The sequence below is a fragment of the Escherichia sp. MOD1-EC7003 genome (genome assembly GCF_002965065.1).
GTDB lineage: Bacteria > Pseudomonadota > Gammaproteobacteria > Enterobacterales > Enterobacteriaceae > Escherichia.
Window position 1 is genome coordinate 1 of record NZ_PTRE01000120.1, and the last position, 17,069, is coordinate 17,069.

The window sequence follows — 17,069 nt, forward strand, 5'->3', positions numbered from 1 at the left end:
TGCGCTGCGCTTATCAGGCCTACATAATCTCTGCAATCTATTGAAACTGCCTGTTTTTGTAGGCCGGATAAGGCGTACACGCCGCATCCGGCATAAACAAAGTGCACTTTGTCAGCAAACTTAAAAAGGCGCCGAAGCGCCTTTTTAATCAGAACAATTCCTGTGCCTCACCATTGTCGATAATGGTTGTTCCCACCTCGTGCACTGCCTGTTGTGTAGGCTGCGTACCTTCGATGAAATACTCTTCGCGGCTGTTACCACCATTAGCTAACTGCCCGGTGCTGCGATCGATATTCACCGTCACAATACCCGGCGGCGGCGTCAGCGGTTGTTCCGGCACGCCTTCAAGAACGGCTTTCATATAAGCGTCCCATGCTGGCTGGGCACTCTTGGCACCGCCTTCGTAACCTGAGATCTGATCTTTAATCGCTCCGGAAGCCGTTGTATGACCGAGATTACGGCGGTGATCATCAAAGCCAATCCAAACCGAGGTCACAACGCCCGGACCGTAACCCGAGAACCACGCATCTTTCGAACTGTTAGTGGTACCGGTTTTTCCACCGATATCATGCCGTTGTAAATCACGACCTGCTCGCCAGCCGGTCCCCTGCCAGCCTGGCTCACCAAAAATATTGGTGTTCAGGGCGCTCTTAATCAGGAATGCCAGCGGTGTGCTGATGACGTGTGGCGCGTATTCTGGCGCGCCAGTCTTCGCCACTAATGCCTGATTTGCCTGCTCCAGCTGCGGCATTGGCACAGAAACATTCTGCTGCTCGCGGGAGAGCGCCACATCTTCAACGTCGTTATTTTCCAGCACGTTTGATTTCGGCGTATCACCGTAAATCACCGGAATATCGCATTCCGGGCAGGCTACTTTCGGTTTCGCTTCGAAAATCACGCCGCTCTGATCATTTTCAATTTTGCTGATAAACCACGGATCCACCAGGAAGCCGCCGTTCGCCATGACCGCGTAGCCGCGCGCCACCTGCATTGGGGTGAAGGACGCAGAACCCAGCGCCAGCGATTCGGTGTGGACAATGTTTTGTGCCGGGAAGCCGAAGCGTTGCAGATATTCTGCGGCGTAGTCGACGCCCATCGCTCGCATTGCGCGTACCATCACCACGTTCTTCGATTGACCCAGCCCCTGACGTAAGCGAATGGGACCGGCATACTGCGGTGGTGAGTTTTTCGGCTGCCAGTCAGAACCGGCACCTGCGTCCCAGCGGGAAATTGGCACATCGTTCAACATGCTTGCCAGCGTCAAACCTTTATCCATCGCGGCGGTGTAGAGGAACGGTTTGATGTTGGAACCTACCTGACGCAGTGCCTGCGTTGCGCGGTTAAACTTGCTCTGATTGAAATCAAAGCCACCGACCAACGCCATCACGGCACCGTTTTGCGGATTGATCGACACCAGCGCCGAGTTCACTTCCGGCACTTGTGCCAGCCACCATGCTTCGCCAACCTGACGAACCCAGATTTGCTGACCGGTTTGCAGGACATCAGTCACTTTACGTGGCGTCGGTCCCTGCTGAGTATCCGAACGGTAAGGACGCGCCCAGCGGACGCCTTCCATACTCAATGCGACGGTTGACCCGTCTGCCAGCATCGCCGTCGCTTCTTGAGGATTGGCGCTGGTAACTGCGGCAGGCAGCAGCGGACCATAGGTCGGCAGCGCCTTCAGCGTATCGGTAATCTTGTTGTTATCCCACGCCGACTCGCCCACTTTCCACAGCACATTTGCCGGGCCGCGATAGCCGTGGCGCATGTCGTAGTCCAGCACGTTATTACGTACTGCCTGCTGTGCGGCCAGCTGCACCTTGCGCGTGATGGTGGTGTAAATGCGATAACCGTCTTCATAGGCACTTTCGCCATAACGGTTATACATCTCCTGGCGCACCATTTCGCTCAGGTACGGCGCAGAGAAAGCGATCTCCGGCGCGTGATAGTTAGCGTTAATCGCCTCTGTGCGTGTCTGATCGAACTGTTGCTGGGTGATATACCCTTCATCCAGCATCCGCGACAGCACGACGTTACGCCGCGCGACAGCACGATCCATCGAGTAGAGCGGGTTGAAGGTGGAAGGCGCTTTCGGCAACCCGGCAATGACTGCCATTTCGCTCAGTGTCAGTTGATCGACCGTTTTACCGAAATAGACTTGTGCCGCAGCACCGACACCATAGGCGCGGTAACCGAGGTAAATCTTGTTCAGATAAAGTTCGAGGATCTCGTCTTTCGTCAGCAACTGTTCAATGCGAATCGCGAGGAAGACTTCCTTAATCTTACGCATCAGTGTGCGTTCTGGACTGAGGAAGAAGTTTCTCGCCAGCTGCTGGGTAATGGTACTCGCCCCTTGTGATGCATGACCGGAAAACATCGCCACGCTTGCCGCACGGAAGATCCCCACCGGGTCAATGCCGTGATGCTCGTAGAAGCGGCTGTCTTCCGTCGCGATAAAGGCTTTCACCATTTCCGGCGGGATTTGATCCAACGTAACCGGAATACGACGTTTCTCACCGTATTGAGCAATCAGCTCGCCATCGGCGCTGTAAATCTGCATCGGAATTTGCAGGCGAACATCTTTTAATGTCGCCACATCCGGCAGTTGTGGCTCGATGTAGCGGTATAGGCCATAAATCGAGCCTGCTCCCAGCAGAATGCAACAGACTGCAAGGATCAAAAAATACTTTACGAACTTCACTGGAAATTTCCCATTTAGTTTCATTTGGGCAGTTTATAAACAAACGCGCGGTAGTATAAAGGCAAGCCAGACGCATTGATATACCCGTCAGAGTGACGGGTGATAAGGAGATCATCACAATGGCATTTAAGATCTGGCAAATTGGTTTGCATTTACAACAGCAAGAGGCGGTGGCGGTTGCTATCGTGCGGGGCGCAAAAGAATGCTTTTTGCACCGCTGGTGGCGGTTGCCGCTGGCGAACGACATTATCAATGATGGACGAATTGTTGATGCACAGCGGCTGGCTGAAACGTTGGTACCGTGGAGTCGCGAACTGCCGCAGCGTCATCACATTATGTTGGCGTTTCCCGCCAGTCGCACATTACAGCGATCATTTCCACGCCCGGCGATGTCCCTTGGTGAGCGTGAGCAAACGGCCTGGCTGTCCGGTACGATGGCCCGCGAGCTGGATATGGATCCGGACTCCCTGCGCTTCGATTACAGCGAAGACTCATTCAGCCCCGCCTATAACGTGACCGCCGCGCAAAGCAAAGAGCTGGCAACGCTGCTTACTCTGGCAGAAAGGTTGCGTGTTCATGTGAGCGCGATCACCCCAGATGCCAGTGCCTTACAGCGATTCCTGCCTTTTTTACCTTCTCATCAGCAATGTCTGGCCTGGCGTGATAACGAACAGTGGCTGTGGGCGACGCGCTATAGCTGGGGGCGCAAACTGGCGGTGGGGATGACTAGCGCGAAGGAGCTGGCGGCAGCGTTATCCGTTGATCCCGAAAGCGTCGCAATATGTGGCGAAGGTGGATTTGACCCTTGGGAGGCTGTTTCTGTTCGTCAGCCGCCGCTACCGCCGCCGGGGGGAGACTTTGCCATCGCGCTGGGACTGGCGCTTGGGAAGGCGTACTGATGAACCCGCCAATCAATTTTTTGCCCTGGCGACAGCAGCGCCGGACCGCCTTTCTTCGTTTCTGGTTGCTGATGTTCGTTGTGCCTCTGCTGCTGGCCGTCGGGATAACGCTAATACTGCGTCTGACAAGCAGCGCCGAAGCACGCGTAGATGCTGTTTTGCTTCAGGCAGAGCAACAACTCGCCCGCAGCTTACAGATAACGAAACCACGTTTACTGGAGCAACAGCAGTTACGCGAACAGCGTTTGCAAGGCCAGCGCCAGCGACAATTTACCCGCGACTGGCAATTTGCACTGGAAGCACTGGCGGCACTTTTACCAGAGCATGCCTGGCTAACAACGATAAGCTGGCAGCAGGGAACGCTGGAGATCAAGGGGCTGACAACAAACATTACCGCGTTAAACGCACTGGAAATGTCACTCAGGCAGGGGGCTTCTTTTCAGCTTAACCAGCGTGGGGCTACGCAGCAGGATGCGCAGGGACGCTGGCAGTTTGAGTATCAGTTAACAAGGAAGGTTAGCGATGAACATGCTCGTTGACGGGTGGTTGGCCATATCGCCCCGCCTTCGCCAGCTTTGCTGGGCGGTCTGGTTGCTGATGTTAGTTACGCTCATTTTTCTGTCATCGACACACCAGGAAGAGAGCGACGCATTAATTCGACTACGGGTAAGTCATCACCAGCAGTGGGCGGTACTGTATCGCCTGGTTGACACTACTCCCATCAGTGAAGAAAAAACGTTGCCCTTTTCGCCACTGGATTTTCAGTTGCCCGGCGCGCAACTGGTTTACTGGCATCCATCCGCTCAGGGAGGCGAGCTGGCGTTGAAAACGCTGTGGGAAGCAGTGCCGTCGGCATTTACCCGGCTGGCAGAGCGCAACGTCAGCGTGAGCCGTTTTTCGTTAAGCGTGGAAGGTGATGATCTTTTGTTTACGCTACAACTGGAGACGCCGCATGAGGGGTAAACGCTGGTTGTTGGCAGGTATTGCATTGTGTCTTTTAACCGGTATGCGTGACCCTTTTAAACCACCGGAAGATCTATGCCGGATTAGCGAACTTAGCCAGTGGCGCTATCAGGGGATGGTAGGGCGAGGCGACCGCATCACTGGTGTAATAAAAGACGGGCGAAAAAAATGGCGACGGGTGCAGCAAAACGATGTGCTGGAAAACGGCTGGACTATCTTACAGCTGACGCCAGAAACATTAACGCTGGAAACCGGAAAAAACTGCGAACCGCCACAGTGGTTGTGGCAACGGCAAGGAGATACACATGAAGCAATGGATAGCCGCACTACTGTTGGTGCTGATACCCGGCGTACAGGCGGCAAAGCCGCAAAAAGTGACGCTGATGGTGGATGACGTTCCGGTCGCTCAGGTGTTGCAGGCGCTGGCTGAACAGGAGAAGTTGAACCTGGTTGTGTCGCCAGACGTCAGCGGTACGGTGTCATTACATCTAACAGATGTTCCCTGGAAGCAGGCGCTACAAACGGTAGTGAAAAGCGCCGGGCTAATCACGCGTCAGGAGGGCAACATTCTCTCGGTGCATTCCATTGCCTGGCAGAATGACAATATCGCCCGTCAAGAGGTGGAGCAGGCGCGGGCGCAGGCAAACCTGCCTCTGGAAAATCGTAGTATTACCCTGCAATACGCCGATGCCGGAGAGCTGGCGAAAGCAGGGGAGAAACTACTGAGTACCAAAGGGAGTATGACCGTCGATAAGCGGACCAATCGCCTTTTGCTACGCGATAATAAAGCGGCGTTAACCGCACTGGAACAGTGGGTCATGCAAATGGATTTGCCGGTAGGGCAGGTAGAATTGTCAGCGCACATTGTCACTATTAATGAAAAAAGTCTGCGGGAGCTGGGGGTGAAATGGACACTGGCAGATGCGCAACAAGCCGGAAGCGTTGGGCAAGTCACCACGCTTGGCAGCGATCTCTCGGTAGCGACAGCGACGACACATGTTGGCTTTAACATTGGGCGGATCAACGGACGTTTACTGGATTTAGAGTTGTCCGCACTCGAACAAAAACAGCAACTGGATATTATCGCCAGTCCGCGTTTACTGGCTTCGCATCTCCAGCCTGCCAGCATTAAACAGGGGAGCGAGATCCCATATCAGGTTTCAAGCGGTGAAAGCGGTGCGACCTCGGTGGAATTTAAAGAGGCCGTCCTGGGAATGGAGGTCACGCCCACGGTGTTACAAAAAGGTCGCATCCGGCTGAAATTACACATCAGCCAGAACGTTCCGGGACAGGTGTTACAGCAGGCTGATGGCGAAGTGCTGGCGATTGATAAGCAGGAGATCGAAACGCAGGTTGAGGTCAAAAGTGGAGAAACGTTGGCGCTGGGCGGTATTTTTACCCGTAAGAATAAATCGGGCCAGGATAGCGTACCGTTGCTGGGTGACATTCCCTGGTTTGGGCAATTATTTCGTCATGATGGAAAAGAAGATGAACGACGCGAATTAGTGGTGTTTATCACGCCACGGCTGGTTTCCAGTGAGTAAACAGCCGTTAAACTGACAATGTTTTTATGCTGAACATGTCTCATCTATTTGACGTGCGCAGGTATTTAGCATACAAGGAGTACCGATTTGAGAGTTGGTGTTCTTCGCTGCCTGTGTTCCATGATGATGATTTATCATTCAGGCGGCATTTTGCTGTCTTTTTTACGCTAATCTTACCCGGTGATTTATCGCCAGGGCGGTGGTAGCAAGGCAGCGCGCTTGCAGCGACCAGATATGCAGAGGGATGAGCGATTTATTCAGTTGCCAAACCCGCTGGAGTACTGAGATAATTTTCAGTCTGACTCTCGCAATATCTTATGAGGTTTCAGTTCATGTCCTGCGGCGCTCTCTGAGCGAAGCGGGTTTATCATTAACGAATAGTCTTAGTAGTACCGAAAAAATGGCAGAGAAACGCAATATCTTTCTGGTTGGGCCTATGGGTGCCGGAAAAAGCACTATTGGGCGCCAGTTAGCTCAACAACTCAATATGGAATTTTACGATTCCGATCAAGAGATTGAGAAACGAACCGGAGCTGATGTGGGCTGGGTTTTCGATTTAGAAGGCGAAGAAGGCTTCCGCGAGCGCGAAGAAAAGGTCATCAATGAGTTGACCGAGAAACAGGGTATTGTGCTGGCTACTGGCGGCGGCTCTGTGAAATCCCGCGAAACGCGTAACCGTCTTTCCGCTCGTGGCGTTGTCGTTTATCTTGAAACGACCATCGAAAAGCAACTTGCACGCACGCAGCGTGATAAAAAACGCCCGTTGCTGCACGTTGAAACACCGCCGCGTGAAGTTCTGGAAGCGTTGGCCAATGAACGCAATCCGTTGTATGAAGAGATTGCCGACGTGACCATTCGTACTGATGATCAAAGCGCTAAAGTGGTCGCAAACCAGATTATTCACATGTTGGAAAGCAACTAATTCTGGCTTTATATACACTCGTCTGCGGGTACAGTAATTAAGGTGGATGTCGCGTTATGGAGAGGATTGTCGTTACTCTCGGGGAACGTAGTTACCCAATTACCATCGCATCTGGTTTGTTTGATGAACCAGCTTCATTCTTACCGCTGAAATCGGGCGAGCAGGTCATGTTGGTCACCAACGAAACCCTGGCTCCTCTGTATCTCGATAAGGTCCGCGGCGTACTTGAACAGGCGGGTGTTAACGTCGATAGCGTTGTCCTCCCTGACGGCGAGCAGTATAAAAGCCTGGCTGTACTCGATACCGTCTTTACGGCGTTGTTACAAAAGCCGCATGGTCGCGATACTACGCTGGTGGCGCTTGGCGGCGGCGTAGTGGGCGATCTGACCGGCTTCGCGGCAGCGAGTTATCAGCGCGGTGTACGCTTCATTCAAGTCCCGACGACGTTACTGTCGCAGGTCGATTCCTCCGTTGGCGGCAAAACCGCGGTCAACCATCCTCTCGGTAAAAACATGATTGGCGCGTTCTACCAGCCTGCTTCAGTGGTGGTGGATCTCGACTGTCTGAAAACGCTTCCCCCGCGTGAGTTAGCGTCGGGGCTGGCAGAAGTCATCAAATACGGCATTATTCTTGACGGTGCGTTTTTCAACTGGCTGGAAGATAATCTGGATGCATTGTTGCGTCTGGACGGTCCGGCAATGGCGTACTGTATTCGCCGTTGTTGTGAGCTGAAAGCAGAAGTTGTCGCCGCCGACGAGCGCGAAACCGGGTTACGTGCTTTACTGAATCTGGGACACACCTTTGGTCATGCCATTGAAGCTGAAATGGGGTATGGCAATTGGCTACATGGTGAAGCGGTTGCTGCGGGTATGGTGATGGCGGCGCGGACGTCGGAACGGCTCGGGCAGTTTAGTTCTGCCGAAACGCAGCGTATTATAACCCTGCTCACGCGGGCGGGGTTACCGGTCAATGGGCCGCGCGAAATGTCCGCGCAGGCGTATTTACCGCATATGCTGCGTGACAAGAAAGTCCTTGCGGGAGAGATGCGCTTAATTCTTCCGTTGGCAATTGGTAAGAGTGAAGTTCGCAGCGGCGTTTCGCACGAGCTTGTTCTTAACGCTATTGCCGATTGTCAATCAGTGTAACAACAAGAAAGGTCAGGCCGCTTATTAAGTGGTCTATTAGCTTCAGGTTAATTGCAACGTGGTAAGCATTAACCTTTTAGTGGGGTGTTAAATGGATGAATTCAAACCAGAAGACGCGCTGAAACCCGATCCCAGCGATCGTCGTACTGGTCGTTCTCGTCAATCTTCTGAACGTTCTGAGCGTACTGAACGTGGCGAACCGCAGATCAATTTTGATGATATTGAACTTGATGACACTGACGATCGCCGTCCGACTCGTGCGCAAAAAGAGCGCAATGAGGAACCGGAAATCGAAGAAGAAATTGACGAATCCGAAGATGAAACCGTGGATGAAGAGCGCGTAGAGCGTCGTCCACATAAGCGCAAAAAAGCAGCCAGTAAACCCGCCTCTCGTCAGTATATGATGATGGGCGTCGGCATTCTGGTTCTGCTGCTGTTGATCATCGGTATCGGTTCTGCGCTAAAAGCCCCCTCGACCTCTTCCAGCGATCAAACTGCGTCTGGCGAGAAGAGTATTGATCTTACTGGCAATGCGACCGATCAGGCGAATGGTGTGCAGCCAGCGCCGGGAACTACGTCTGCGGAAAATACTCAGCAGGATGTTTCTCTGCCGCCGATCTCTTCTACGCCGACTCAAGGGCAAACCCCGGCGGCAACGGATGGTCAACAACGTGTTGAAGTGCAGGGTGACCTGAGCAATGCGCTGACTCAGCCACAAAATCAGCAACAGCTGAACAATGTGGCAGTCAATTCCACGCTGCCGACCGAACCCGCGACTGTCGCGCCTGTTCGCAATGGCAATGCATCGCGTGACACGGCGAAAATGCAAACCGCTGAACGTCCGGCCACTATGCGTCCGGCTCGTCAGCAGGTTGTGATTGAACCGAAAAAACCGCAAGCAACCGTGAAAACGGAACCGAAGCCAGTAGCGCAGACGCCGAAGCGTACTGAACCAGCAGCTCCTGTGGCGAGCACGAAGGCTCCGGCTGCGACTTCTACGCCAGCACCAAAAGAGACGGCGACTACGGCCCCAGTACAGACGGCATCTCCGGCGCAAACCACAGCAACCCCCGCTGCTGGGCCGAAGACCGCAGGTAATGTTGGTTCGTTGAAATCGGCACCGTCCAGCCATTACACTCTGCAGCTGAGCAGTTCCTCTAACTACGACAACCTGAACGGTTGGGCGAAGAAAGAGAATCTGAAAAACTACGTTGTCTATGAAACGACGCGTAATGGTCAGCCGTGGTATGTCCTGGTTTCAGGCGTGTACGCTTCGAAAGAAGAGGCGAAAAAAGCGGTATCTACATTGCCAGAAGATGTCAAAGCCAAAAAACCGTGGGCGAAACCGCTGCGCCAGGTACAGGCTGATCTGAAGTAATCAAGGCTATTTCCCGCAATGGTTTACCGTTGCGGGAACGGCTTGAAGCGCTGGATGCTGTCGGAGCTTTCTCCACAGCCGGAGAAGGTGTAATTAGTTAGTCAGCATGAAAAAAAATCGCGCTTTTTTGAAGTGGGCAGGGGGCAAGTATCCCCTGCTTGATGATATTAAACGGCATTTGCCTAAGGGCGAATGTCTGGTTGAGCCTTTTGTAGGTGCCGGGTCGGTGTTTCTCAACACCGACTTTTCTCGTTATATCCTTGCCGATATTAATAGCGACCTGATCAGCCTCTATAACATTGTGAAGATGCGTACTGATGAGTACGTACAGGCCGCACGTGAGCTGTTTGTTCCCGAAACAAATTGCGCCGAGGTTTACTATCAGTTCCGCGAAGAGTTCAACAAAAGCCAGGACCCGTTCCGTCGGGCGGTATTGTTTTTATATTTGAACCGCTACGGTTACAACGGCCTGTGTCGTTACAATCTGCGTGGTGAGTTTAACGTGCCGTTTGGCCGCTACAAAAAACCCTATTTCCCGGAAGCAGAGTTGTATCACTTCGCTGAAAAAGCGCAGAATGCCTTTTTCTATTGTGAGTCTTACGCCGACAGCATGGCGCGCGCAGATGATGCATCCGTCGTCTATTGCGATCCACCTTATGCGCCGCTGTCTGCGACCGCCAACTTTACGGCGTATCACACAAACAGTTTTACGCTTGAACAACAAGCGCATCTGGCAGAGATCGCCGAAGGTCTGGTTGATCGCCATATTCCTGTGCTGATCTCCAATCACGATACGATGTTAACGCGTGAGTGGTATCAGCGCGCAAAATTACATGTCGTCAAAGTTCGACGCAGTATAAGCAGCAACGGCGGCACACGTAAAAAGGTGGACGAACTGCTGGCTTTGTACAAACCAGGAGTCGTTTCACCCGCGAAAAAATAATTCTCAAGGAGAAGCGGATGAAACAGTATTTGATTGCCCCCTCAATTCTGTCGGCTGATTTTGCCCGCCTGGGTGAAGATACCGCAAAAGCCCTGGCAGCTGGCGCTGATGTCGTGCATTTTGACGTCATGGATAACCACTATGTTCCCAATCTGACGATTGGGCCAATGGTGCTGAAATCCTTGCGTAATTACGGCATTACCGCCCCTATCGACGTACATCTGATGGTGAAACCGGTCGATCGCATTGTGCCTGATTTCGCTGCCGCTGGTGCCAGCATCATTACCTTTCATCCAGAAGCCTCCGAGCATGTTGACCGCACGCTGCAACTGATTAAAGAAAGTGGCTGTAAAGCGGGGCTGGTATTTAACCCTGCGACACCGCTGAGCTATCTGGATTACGTGATGGATAAGCTGGATGTGATCCTGTTGATGTCCGTCAACCCTGGTTTCGGTGGTCAGTCTTTCATTCCTCAAACACTGGATAAACTGCGCGAAGTACGTCGTCGTATCGACGAGTCTGGCTTCGACATTCGACTGGAAGTGGACGGTGGCGTGAAGGTGAACAACATTGGCGAAATCGCTGCGGCGGGCGCGGATATGTTCGTCGCCGGTTCGGCAATCTTCGACCAGCCAGACTACAAAAAAGTCATTGATGAAATGCGCAGTGAACTGGCAAAGGTAAGTCATGAATAAGTTTGAAGATATTCGCGGCGTCGCTTTTGATCTCGACGGTACGCTGGTCGACAGTGCTCCTGGTCTGGCTGCTGCGGTAGATATGGCGCTGTATGCGCTGGAGTTGCCCGTCGCAGGTGAAGAACGCGTTATTACCTGGATTGGTAACGGCGCCGATGTTCTGATGGAGCGCGCATTGACCTGGGCGCGTCAGGAACGTGCGACTCTGCGTAAAACAATGGGTAAACCGCCCGTTGATGACGACATTCCGGCAGAAGAACAGGTACGTATTCTGCGTAAACTGTTCGATCGCTACTATGGCGAAGTTGCCGAAGAGGGGACGTTTTTGTTCCCGCACGTTGCCGATACGCTTGGCGCATTGCAGGCTAAAGGCCTGCCGCTAGGTCTGGTTACCAACAAACCGACGCCATTCGTCGCACCGTTGCTGGAAGCTTTAGATATTGCCAAATACTTCAGCGTGGTGATTGGTGGTGATGATGTGCAAAACAAAAAACCGCATCCGGACCCGCTGTTACTGGTGGCTGAACGGATGGGTATTGCCCCACAACAAATGCTGTTTGTCGGCGACTCACGCAATGATATTCAGGCAGCAAAAGCAGCCGGTTGCCCTTCAGTTGGCTTAACCTATGGATATAACTACGGCGAGGCTATCGATCTTAGCCAGCCTGATGTAATTTATCAGTCTATAAATGACCTTCTGCCCGCATTAGGGCTTCCGCATAGCGAAAATCAGGAATCGAAAAATGACTAAGCCCATCGTTTTTAGTGGCGCACAGCCCTCAGGTGAATTGACCATTGGTAACTACATGGGTGCGCTGCGTCAGTGGGTAAACATGCAGGATGACTACCATTGCATTTACTGTATCGTTGACCAACACGCGATCACCGTACGCCAGGATGCGCAGAAGCTGCGTAAAGCGACGCTGGATACGCTGGCGTTGTACCTGGCTTGCGGTATCGATCCTGAGAAAAGCACCATTTTTGTTCAGTCCCACGTGCCGGAACATGCGCAGTTAGGCTGGGCACTGAACTGCTATACCTACTTCGGCGAACTGAGCCGCATGACGCAGTTTAAAGATAAATCTGCGCGTTATGCCGAGAACATCAACGCCGGTCTGTTTGACTATCCGGTGCTGATGGCAGCGGACATCCTGCTGTATCAAACTAACCTGGTGCCGGTGGGTGAAGACCAGAAACAGCACCTGGAACTGAGCCGCGATATCGCTCAGCGTTTCAACGCACTGTACGGCGAGATCTTTAAGGTGCCGGAGCCGTTTATTCCGAAATCTGGCGCGCGCGTCATGTCGCTGCTGGAGCCGACCAAGAAGATGTCTAAGTCTGACGATAACCGTAATAACGTTATCGGTCTGCTGGAAGATCCGAAATCGGTAGTGAAGAAAATTAAACGCGCGGTTACTGACTCCGACGAGCCACCGGTAGTTCGCTACGATGTGCAGAACAAAGCGGGCGTTTCTAACCTGCTGGATATCCTTTCTGCGGTAACTGGTCAGAGCATCCCGGAACTGGAAAAACAGTTCGAAGGCAAAATGTATGGTCATCTGAAAGGTGAAGTCGCTGATGCCGTTTCCGGTATGTTGACTGAATTGCAGGAACGCTATCACCATTTCCGTAATGACGAAGCCTTCCTGCAACAGGTAATGAAAGACGGCGCAGAAAAAGCCAGTGCACACGCTTCCCGTACGCTAAAAGCGGTGTACGAAGCGATTGGTTTTGTGGCGAAGCCGTAATTCACTATTGCTGGCACATTGCGCTTTGTAGGCTTGATAAGCGTAGCGCATCAGGCAATTTTGCTTTTGCCATCAATCTGAAACCGGGGAAACCCGGTTTTTTCATCCTCTTTTTGCAATAATCCGAAAAAATGTGAAGCGCCTCGCCGTTTCCATATCTCGCTGTTGCGCCTTATCTTCAAATTCCTGAAGATATAAATATTCACTTTATTGAAAATTTATTATGCGTCGAACGTTTATCAAAAAAGAAGGCGTCGTCATCACGACACTGGCTCGTTATTTGTTGGGTGAAAAGTGCGGTAATCGACTGAAAACCATAGATGAACTGGCAACTGAATGCCGTTCATCCGTTGGCCTGACGCAGGCCGCGTTGAAAACGCTGGAATCAAGCGGTGCGATACGGATTGAACGCCGTGGGCGTAATGGCAGTTATCTCGTCGAGATGGATAACAAAGCATTGTTGAGTCATGTGGATATCAACAACGTGGTATGTGCCATGCCCTTGCCCTATACCCGCTTGTACGAAGGCTTAGCAAGTGGTCTGAAAGCCCAGTTTGATGGCATTCCTTTTTATTATGCGCACATGCGCGGCGCGGATATTCGCGTGGAGTGTTTGCTTAACGGCGTGTATGACATGGCGGTGGTTTCCCGACTGGCGGCAGAAAGTTATCTCACGCAAAAAGGGTTATGCCTCGCGCTGGAGTTGGGGCCGCATACCTACGTTGGCGAGCACCAGTTGATTTGCCGTAAAGGCGAGTCTGCAAATGTGAAACGTGTGGGGCTGGATAACCGTTCGGCAGATCAGAAAATCATGACCGATGTCTTTTTTGGCGATAGTGATGTGGAACGAGTCGGTCTCTCTTATCACGAAAGTTTACAACGCATTGTTAAAGGCGATGTTGATGCGGTTATCTGGAACGTGGTGGCAGAAAACGAACTGACCATGCTGGGATTAGAAGCGACGCCGCTCACAGACGATCCGCGATTTTTACAGGCCACCGAAGCCGTGGTCCTGACGCGTGCCGATGATTACCCGATGCAACAACTGCTGCGTGCAGTTGTAGATAAACAGGCCCTGCTTGCTCATCAACAACGAGTGGTGAGTGGGGAACAGGAACCCAGTTATTAAACGAAAGGCATCTGATATGGAAACCAGACTCAACTTGCTTTGTGAGGCAGGCGTTATTGATAAGGACATCTGCAAAGGCATGATGCAGGTCGTCAACGTACTGGAAACAGAGTGCCATCTGCCGGTGCGCAGCGAGCAAGGGACGATGGCGATGACGCATATGGCGAGTGCACTCATGCGCAGTCGTCGTGGTGAAGAAATAGATCCACTGGATGACGAATTGCTGGCCGAGCTGGCGCAATCCAGCCACTGGCAAGCCGTTGTGCAGTTGCATCAGGTGTTGTTGAAGGAATTCGCACTGGAAATTAACCCGTGTGAAGAAGGCTATTTGCTGGCCAACCTTTATGGATTATGGATGGCCGCGAACGAAGAAGTTTGAAGCTCCTGGTAAATCCACGTCGCACAATCTAAATATTCAAAAAAATGAATATTTAATTCAAGGAACAGAAACGAGGCAATAAGATGTTTGTAGAAGCATTGAAACGCCAGAACCCGGCACTGATTTCCACCGCACTAAGCTTGTGGCAGCAGGGCAATATCGCCCCGGATAGCTGGGTGATCGACGTAGATCAGGTGCTGGAAAACGGCAAGCGGCTTATTGAGACGGCACGGCTTTATGGCATTGAGCTGTATCTGATGACCAAACAATTTGGTCGTAATCCGTGGCTGGCAGAAAAACTGCTGGCATTGGGTTACAGCGGCATTGTGGCGGTGGATTACAAAGAGGCGAGAGTCATGCGCCGCGCCGGTTTGCCGGTAGCGCATCAGGGGCATCTGGTACAAATCCCTTGTCATCAGGTTGCTGACGTCGTTGAACAGGGCACCGACGTCATCACCGTGTTTACCCTCGACAAAGCGCGGGAAGTTTCTGCGGCAGCGGTGAAGGCCGGGCGGGTCCAGTCTGTGCTGCTCAAAGTTTATAGCGACGATGATTTTCTTTATCCAGGGCAGGAGAGCGGTTTTGCACAGCATTCGCTGCACGAGGTGGTTGCTGAAATCCAAATACTTCCCGGACTACATATAACGGGACTTACCCATTTCCCTTGCCTGCTTTGGGATGAGGCTGCCGGGAAAGTTTTGCCGACACCGAATCTTCAGACGCTGGTACAAGCACGGGAGCAACTGGCGAAATCGGGTATTGCGATTGAGCAACTGAACGCGCCTTCCGCGACCAGCTGCACTTCGCTGCCATTGCTGGCGCAATACGGTGTGACTCATGCCGAGCCAGGTCATGCACTGACGGGGACTATTCCAGCAAACCAGCAGGGCGACCAGCCTGAACGCGTAGCCATGCTCTGGTTAAGCGAAATATCCCATCATTTTCGTGGCGACAGCTACTGCTACGGCGGCGGTTATTACCGTCGTGGTCACGCGCAGCATGCGCTGGTGTTTACGCCAGAAAATCAAAGCATTACTGAAACATATCTCAACTCCGTGGATGACAGCAGTATCGACTACACCCTGCCGCTGGCAGGCGAGTATCCGGTGAGCAGTGCAGTGGTGCTCTGCTTTCGCACGCAGATTTTTGTCACCCGCAGCGATGTGGTGCTGGTGTCGGGGATTCAGCGCGGCGCGGCAGAAATTGTGGGGCGTTATGACAGCCTCGGTAACCCTCTGGAGGCGTAATGGCGAGATTTGTGGTGGTAGTGATTGATAGCTTTGGCGTAGGCGCAATGAAAGATGTCACGTTGGTGCGCCCGCAAGATTCCGGGGCGAACACCTGTGGTCACATCCTGAGCCAGCTGCCGCATTTGCAGCTACCAACGCTGGAGAAAATGGGGCTAATCAACGCATTAGGTTATGTACCAGGCGATATGCAACCATCAGACTCCGCAACCTGGGGTGTGGCAGAGCTGCAACATGAAGGTGGCGATACCTTTATGGGGCATCAGGAGATTTTAGGCACGCGTCCATTACCGCCGCTGCGGATGCCCTTTCGCGATGTGATTGACCGTGTTGAGCAAGCATTACTTACCGCTGGCTGGCAGGTGGAGCGCCGTGGCGATGATCTGCAATTTCTGTGGGTCAATCAGTCGGTTGCGATTGGGGATAACCTCGAGGCAGATTTAGGCCAGGTCTATAACATCACCGCCAATCTCTCTGTGATCTCTTTTGGCGACGCAATCAAAATTGGTCGTATCGTGCGTGAGCAGGTACAGGTTGGTCGGGTCATTACATTTGGCGGCCTGTTAACCGACAGTCAGCGCATTCTTGATGCCGCAGAAAGTAAAGAAGGGCGCTTTATTGGCATCAATGCGCCGCGTTCTGGCGCTTATGACAACGGTTTCCAGGTCGTGCATATGGGCTATGGCGTCGATGAAAAAGTGCAGGTGCCACAAAAACTGTATGAAGCGGGCGTGCCAACCGTGCTGGTGGGTAAGGTGGCAGATATCGTCAGCAATCCTTATGGCGTGAGCTGGCAAAACCTGGTGGATAGCCAGCGGATTATGGATATCACCCTCGACGAATTTATCACTCATCAGACAGCGTTTATTTGCACCAACATTCAGGAAACCGACCTCGCTGGGCATGCAGAAGACGTTGCACGTTATGCCGAACGTTTGCAGGTGGTTGACCGTAACCTTGCCCGCCTTGTTGAGGCGATGCTGCCGGATGATTGCCTGGTCGTGATGGCAGATCACGGTAACGATCCGACCATTGGTCATAGCCACCATACCCGTGAAGTCGTGCCGGTGCTGGTTTATCAGCAAGGGCTGACTGCTACTCAGCTTGGTGTTCGCCCCACGCTCTCCGATGTGGGCGCCACCGTGTGTGAATTTTTCCGTGCTCCACCGCCACAAAACGGCAGTTCCTTTTTATCTTCCCTTCGCTTTCAGGGTGACTCTTTATGACCATCGACTCGACCGGCTACACCCTCGCCCATGAGCATCTGCATATTGATCTCTCCGTTTTTAAAAACAACGTGGATTGCCGCCTTGATCGTAAGCGGCTCGTCAGAACCGTATTGATATTTACTGAGAGCTCAGATCAACTTTCCAGGG

Annotated in this window: 18 protein-coding genes; 17 read left to right on the plus strand and 1 reads right to left on the minus strand. The window is 52.6% G+C overall.

The annotated features are described in order from the left end of the window. Positions 1 to 148: 148 nt before the first annotated feature. Complete coding sequence (mrcA, locus tag A7090_RS19330) at positions 149 to 2,701, minus strand: peptidoglycan glycosyltransferase/peptidoglycan DD-transpeptidase MrcA (RefSeq protein WP_105275233.1); 2,553 nt, start codon at positions 2,699 to 2,701, stop codon at positions 149 to 151. 119 nt (positions 2,702 to 2,820) lie between these two features. Here mrcA and hofM point away from each other — a divergent pair, with 119 nt between their 5' ends. The 17 genes from hofM to A7090_RS19420 form a co-directional block, all read left to right on the plus strand. Continuing rightward, complete coding sequence (gene hofM / locus A7090_RS19335) at positions 2,821 to 3,600, plus strand: DNA utilization protein HofM (RefSeq protein ID WP_105275234.1); 780 nt, start codon at positions 2,821 to 2,823, stop codon at positions 3,598 to 3,600. Further along, positions 3,600 to 4,139: a DNA utilization protein HofN gene (gene hofN / locus A7090_RS19340; RefSeq protein ID WP_105275235.1), complete on the plus strand. Its 540-nt coding sequence runs from the start codon at positions 3,600 to 3,602 to the stop codon at positions 4,137 to 4,139. The genes hofM and hofN overlap by 1 nt, the downstream gene beginning before the upstream one ends. Further along, positions 4,123 to 4,563: a DNA utilization protein HofO gene (hofO, locus tag A7090_RS19345; RefSeq protein ID WP_105275236.1), complete on the plus strand. Its 441-nt coding sequence runs from the start codon at positions 4,123 to 4,125 to the stop codon at positions 4,561 to 4,563. The genes hofN and hofO overlap by 17 nt, the downstream gene beginning before the upstream one ends. Next, the gene (locus tag A7090_RS19350; RefSeq protein ID WP_105275237.1) at positions 4,553 to 4,957 is read left to right on the plus strand and encodes a DUF2531 family protein; all 405 of its coding nucleotides are present in this window, start codon (positions 4,553 to 4,555) and stop codon (positions 4,955 to 4,957) included. The genes hofO and A7090_RS19350 overlap by 11 nt, the downstream gene beginning before the upstream one ends. Continuing rightward, positions 4,869 to 6,107, plus strand: a complete 1,239-nt coding sequence (gene hofQ, locus A7090_RS19355) for a DNA uptake porin HofQ (RefSeq protein ID WP_105275238.1) — start codon at positions 4,869 to 4,871, stop codon at positions 6,105 to 6,107. Before A7090_RS19350 ends, hofQ begins: the two co-directional genes overlap by 89 nt. 400 nt (positions 6,108 to 6,507) lie before the next feature. Next, positions 6,508 to 7,029, plus strand: a complete 522-nt coding sequence (gene aroK, locus A7090_RS19365) for a shikimate kinase AroK (protein ID WP_000818619.1) — start codon at positions 6,508 to 6,510, stop codon at positions 7,027 to 7,029. Positions 7,030 to 7,085: 56 nt separating this feature from the next. After that, positions 7,086 to 8,174, plus strand: coding sequence for a 3-dehydroquinate synthase (gene aroB / locus A7090_RS19370; protein ID WP_105275240.1), 1,089 nt, complete (start codon positions 7,086 to 7,088; stop codon positions 8,172 to 8,174). Between the two features lie 91 nt (positions 8,175 to 8,265). Beyond that, on the plus strand, positions 8,266 to 9,552 hold the full coding sequence (gene damX, locus A7090_RS19375; RefSeq protein ID WP_105275241.1) for a cell division protein DamX: 1,287 nt from the start codon (positions 8,266 to 8,268) through the stop codon (positions 9,550 to 9,552). A gap of 106 nt (positions 9,553 to 9,658) precedes the next feature. Then, on the plus strand, positions 9,659 to 10,495 hold the full coding sequence (gene dam / locus A7090_RS19380) for an adenine-specific DNA-methyltransferase (RefSeq protein WP_000742141.1): 837 nt from the start codon (positions 9,659 to 9,661) through the stop codon (positions 10,493 to 10,495). Between the two features lie 17 nt (positions 10,496 to 10,512). Further along, positions 10,513 to 11,190, plus strand: coding sequence for a ribulose-phosphate 3-epimerase (gene rpe, locus A7090_RS19385; protein WP_105275242.1), 678 nt, complete (start codon positions 10,513 to 10,515; stop codon positions 11,188 to 11,190). Continuing rightward, the gene (gene gph / locus A7090_RS19390; protein WP_001031720.1) at positions 11,183 to 11,941 is read left to right on the plus strand and encodes a phosphoglycolate phosphatase; all 759 of its coding nucleotides are present in this window, start codon (positions 11,183 to 11,185) and stop codon (positions 11,939 to 11,941) included. Before rpe ends, gph begins: the two co-directional genes overlap by 8 nt. After that, the gene (gene trpS / locus A7090_RS19395) at positions 11,934 to 12,938 is read left to right on the plus strand and encodes a tryptophan--tRNA ligase (RefSeq protein ID WP_105275243.1); all 1,005 of its coding nucleotides are present in this window, start codon (positions 11,934 to 11,936) and stop codon (positions 12,936 to 12,938) included. The genes gph and trpS overlap by 8 nt, the downstream gene beginning before the upstream one ends. A gap of 223 nt (positions 12,939 to 13,161) precedes the next feature. Beyond that, complete coding sequence (gene yhfZ / locus A7090_RS19400) at positions 13,162 to 14,067, plus strand: GntR family transcriptional regulator YhfZ (RefSeq protein WP_105275244.1); 906 nt, start codon at positions 13,162 to 13,164, stop codon at positions 14,065 to 14,067. Between the two features lie 16 nt (positions 14,068 to 14,083). Next, complete coding sequence (locus A7090_RS19405) at positions 14,084 to 14,446, plus strand: PRD domain-containing protein (protein WP_105275245.1); 363 nt, start codon at positions 14,084 to 14,086, stop codon at positions 14,444 to 14,446. An 83-nt stretch (positions 14,447 to 14,529) separates the two neighbouring features. Continuing rightward, complete coding sequence (locus A7090_RS19410) at positions 14,530 to 15,693, plus strand: YhfX family PLP-dependent enzyme (RefSeq protein WP_105275246.1); 1,164 nt, start codon at positions 14,530 to 14,532, stop codon at positions 15,691 to 15,693. Then, on the plus strand, positions 15,693 to 16,919 hold the full coding sequence (locus A7090_RS19415) for a phosphopentomutase (RefSeq protein WP_105275247.1): 1,227 nt from the start codon (positions 15,693 to 15,695) through the stop codon (positions 16,917 to 16,919). The genes A7090_RS19410 and A7090_RS19415 overlap by 1 nt, the downstream gene beginning before the upstream one ends. After that, positions 16,916 to 17,069 (plus strand): phosphotriesterase family protein (locus tag A7090_RS19420; protein ID WP_446718729.1); only part of this gene is annotated, 154 nt, incomplete at its 3' end. The genes A7090_RS19415 and A7090_RS19420, both read left to right, overlap by 4 nt.

Coding starts and splice junctions, on each gene's coding strand:
- A7090_RS19350 (WP_105275237.1), top strand. CDS start 4,553: ATGAGGGGTAAACGCTGGTTGTTGGCAGGTATTGCATTGTGTCTTTTA.
- hofM (WP_105275234.1), top strand. CDS start 2,821: ATGGCATTTAAGATCTGGCAAATTGGTTTGCATTTACAACAGCAAGAG.
- A7090_RS19410 (WP_105275246.1), top strand. CDS start 14,530: ATGTTTGTAGAAGCATTGAAACGCCAGAACCCGGCACTGATTTCCACC.
- damX (WP_105275241.1), top strand. CDS start 8,266: ATGGATGAATTCAAACCAGAAGACGCGCTGAAACCCGATCCCAGCGAT.
- hofN (WP_105275235.1), top strand. CDS start 3,600: ATGAACCCGCCAATCAATTTTTTGCCCTGGCGACAGCAGCGCCGGACC.
- rpe (WP_105275242.1), top strand. CDS start 10,513: ATGAAACAGTATTTGATTGCCCCCTCAATTCTGTCGGCTGATTTTGCC.
- A7090_RS19405 (WP_105275245.1), top strand. CDS start 14,084: ATGGAAACCAGACTCAACTTGCTTTGTGAGGCAGGCGTTATTGATAAG.
- dam (WP_000742141.1), top strand. CDS start 9,659: ATGAAAAAAAATCGCGCTTTTTTGAAGTGGGCAGGGGGCAAGTATCCC.
- hofQ (WP_105275238.1), top strand. CDS start 4,869: ATGAAGCAATGGATAGCCGCACTACTGTTGGTGCTGATACCCGGCGTA.
- trpS (WP_105275243.1), top strand. CDS start 11,934: ATGACTAAGCCCATCGTTTTTAGTGGCGCACAGCCCTCAGGTGAATTG.
- A7090_RS19415 (WP_105275247.1), top strand. CDS start 15,693: ATGGCGAGATTTGTGGTGGTAGTGATTGATAGCTTTGGCGTAGGCGCA.
- aroB (WP_105275240.1), top strand. CDS start 7,086: ATGGAGAGGATTGTCGTTACTCTCGGGGAACGTAGTTACCCAATTACC.
- hofO (WP_105275236.1), top strand. CDS start 4,123: ATGAACATGCTCGTTGACGGGTGGTTGGCCATATCGCCCCGCCTTCGC.
- gph (WP_001031720.1), top strand. CDS start 11,183: ATGAATAAGTTTGAAGATATTCGCGGCGTCGCTTTTGATCTCGACGGT.
- aroK (WP_000818619.1), top strand. CDS start 6,508: ATGGCAGAGAAACGCAATATCTTTCTGGTTGGGCCTATGGGTGCCGGA.
- yhfZ (WP_105275244.1), top strand. CDS start 13,162: ATGCGTCGAACGTTTATCAAAAAAGAAGGCGTCGTCATCACGACACTG.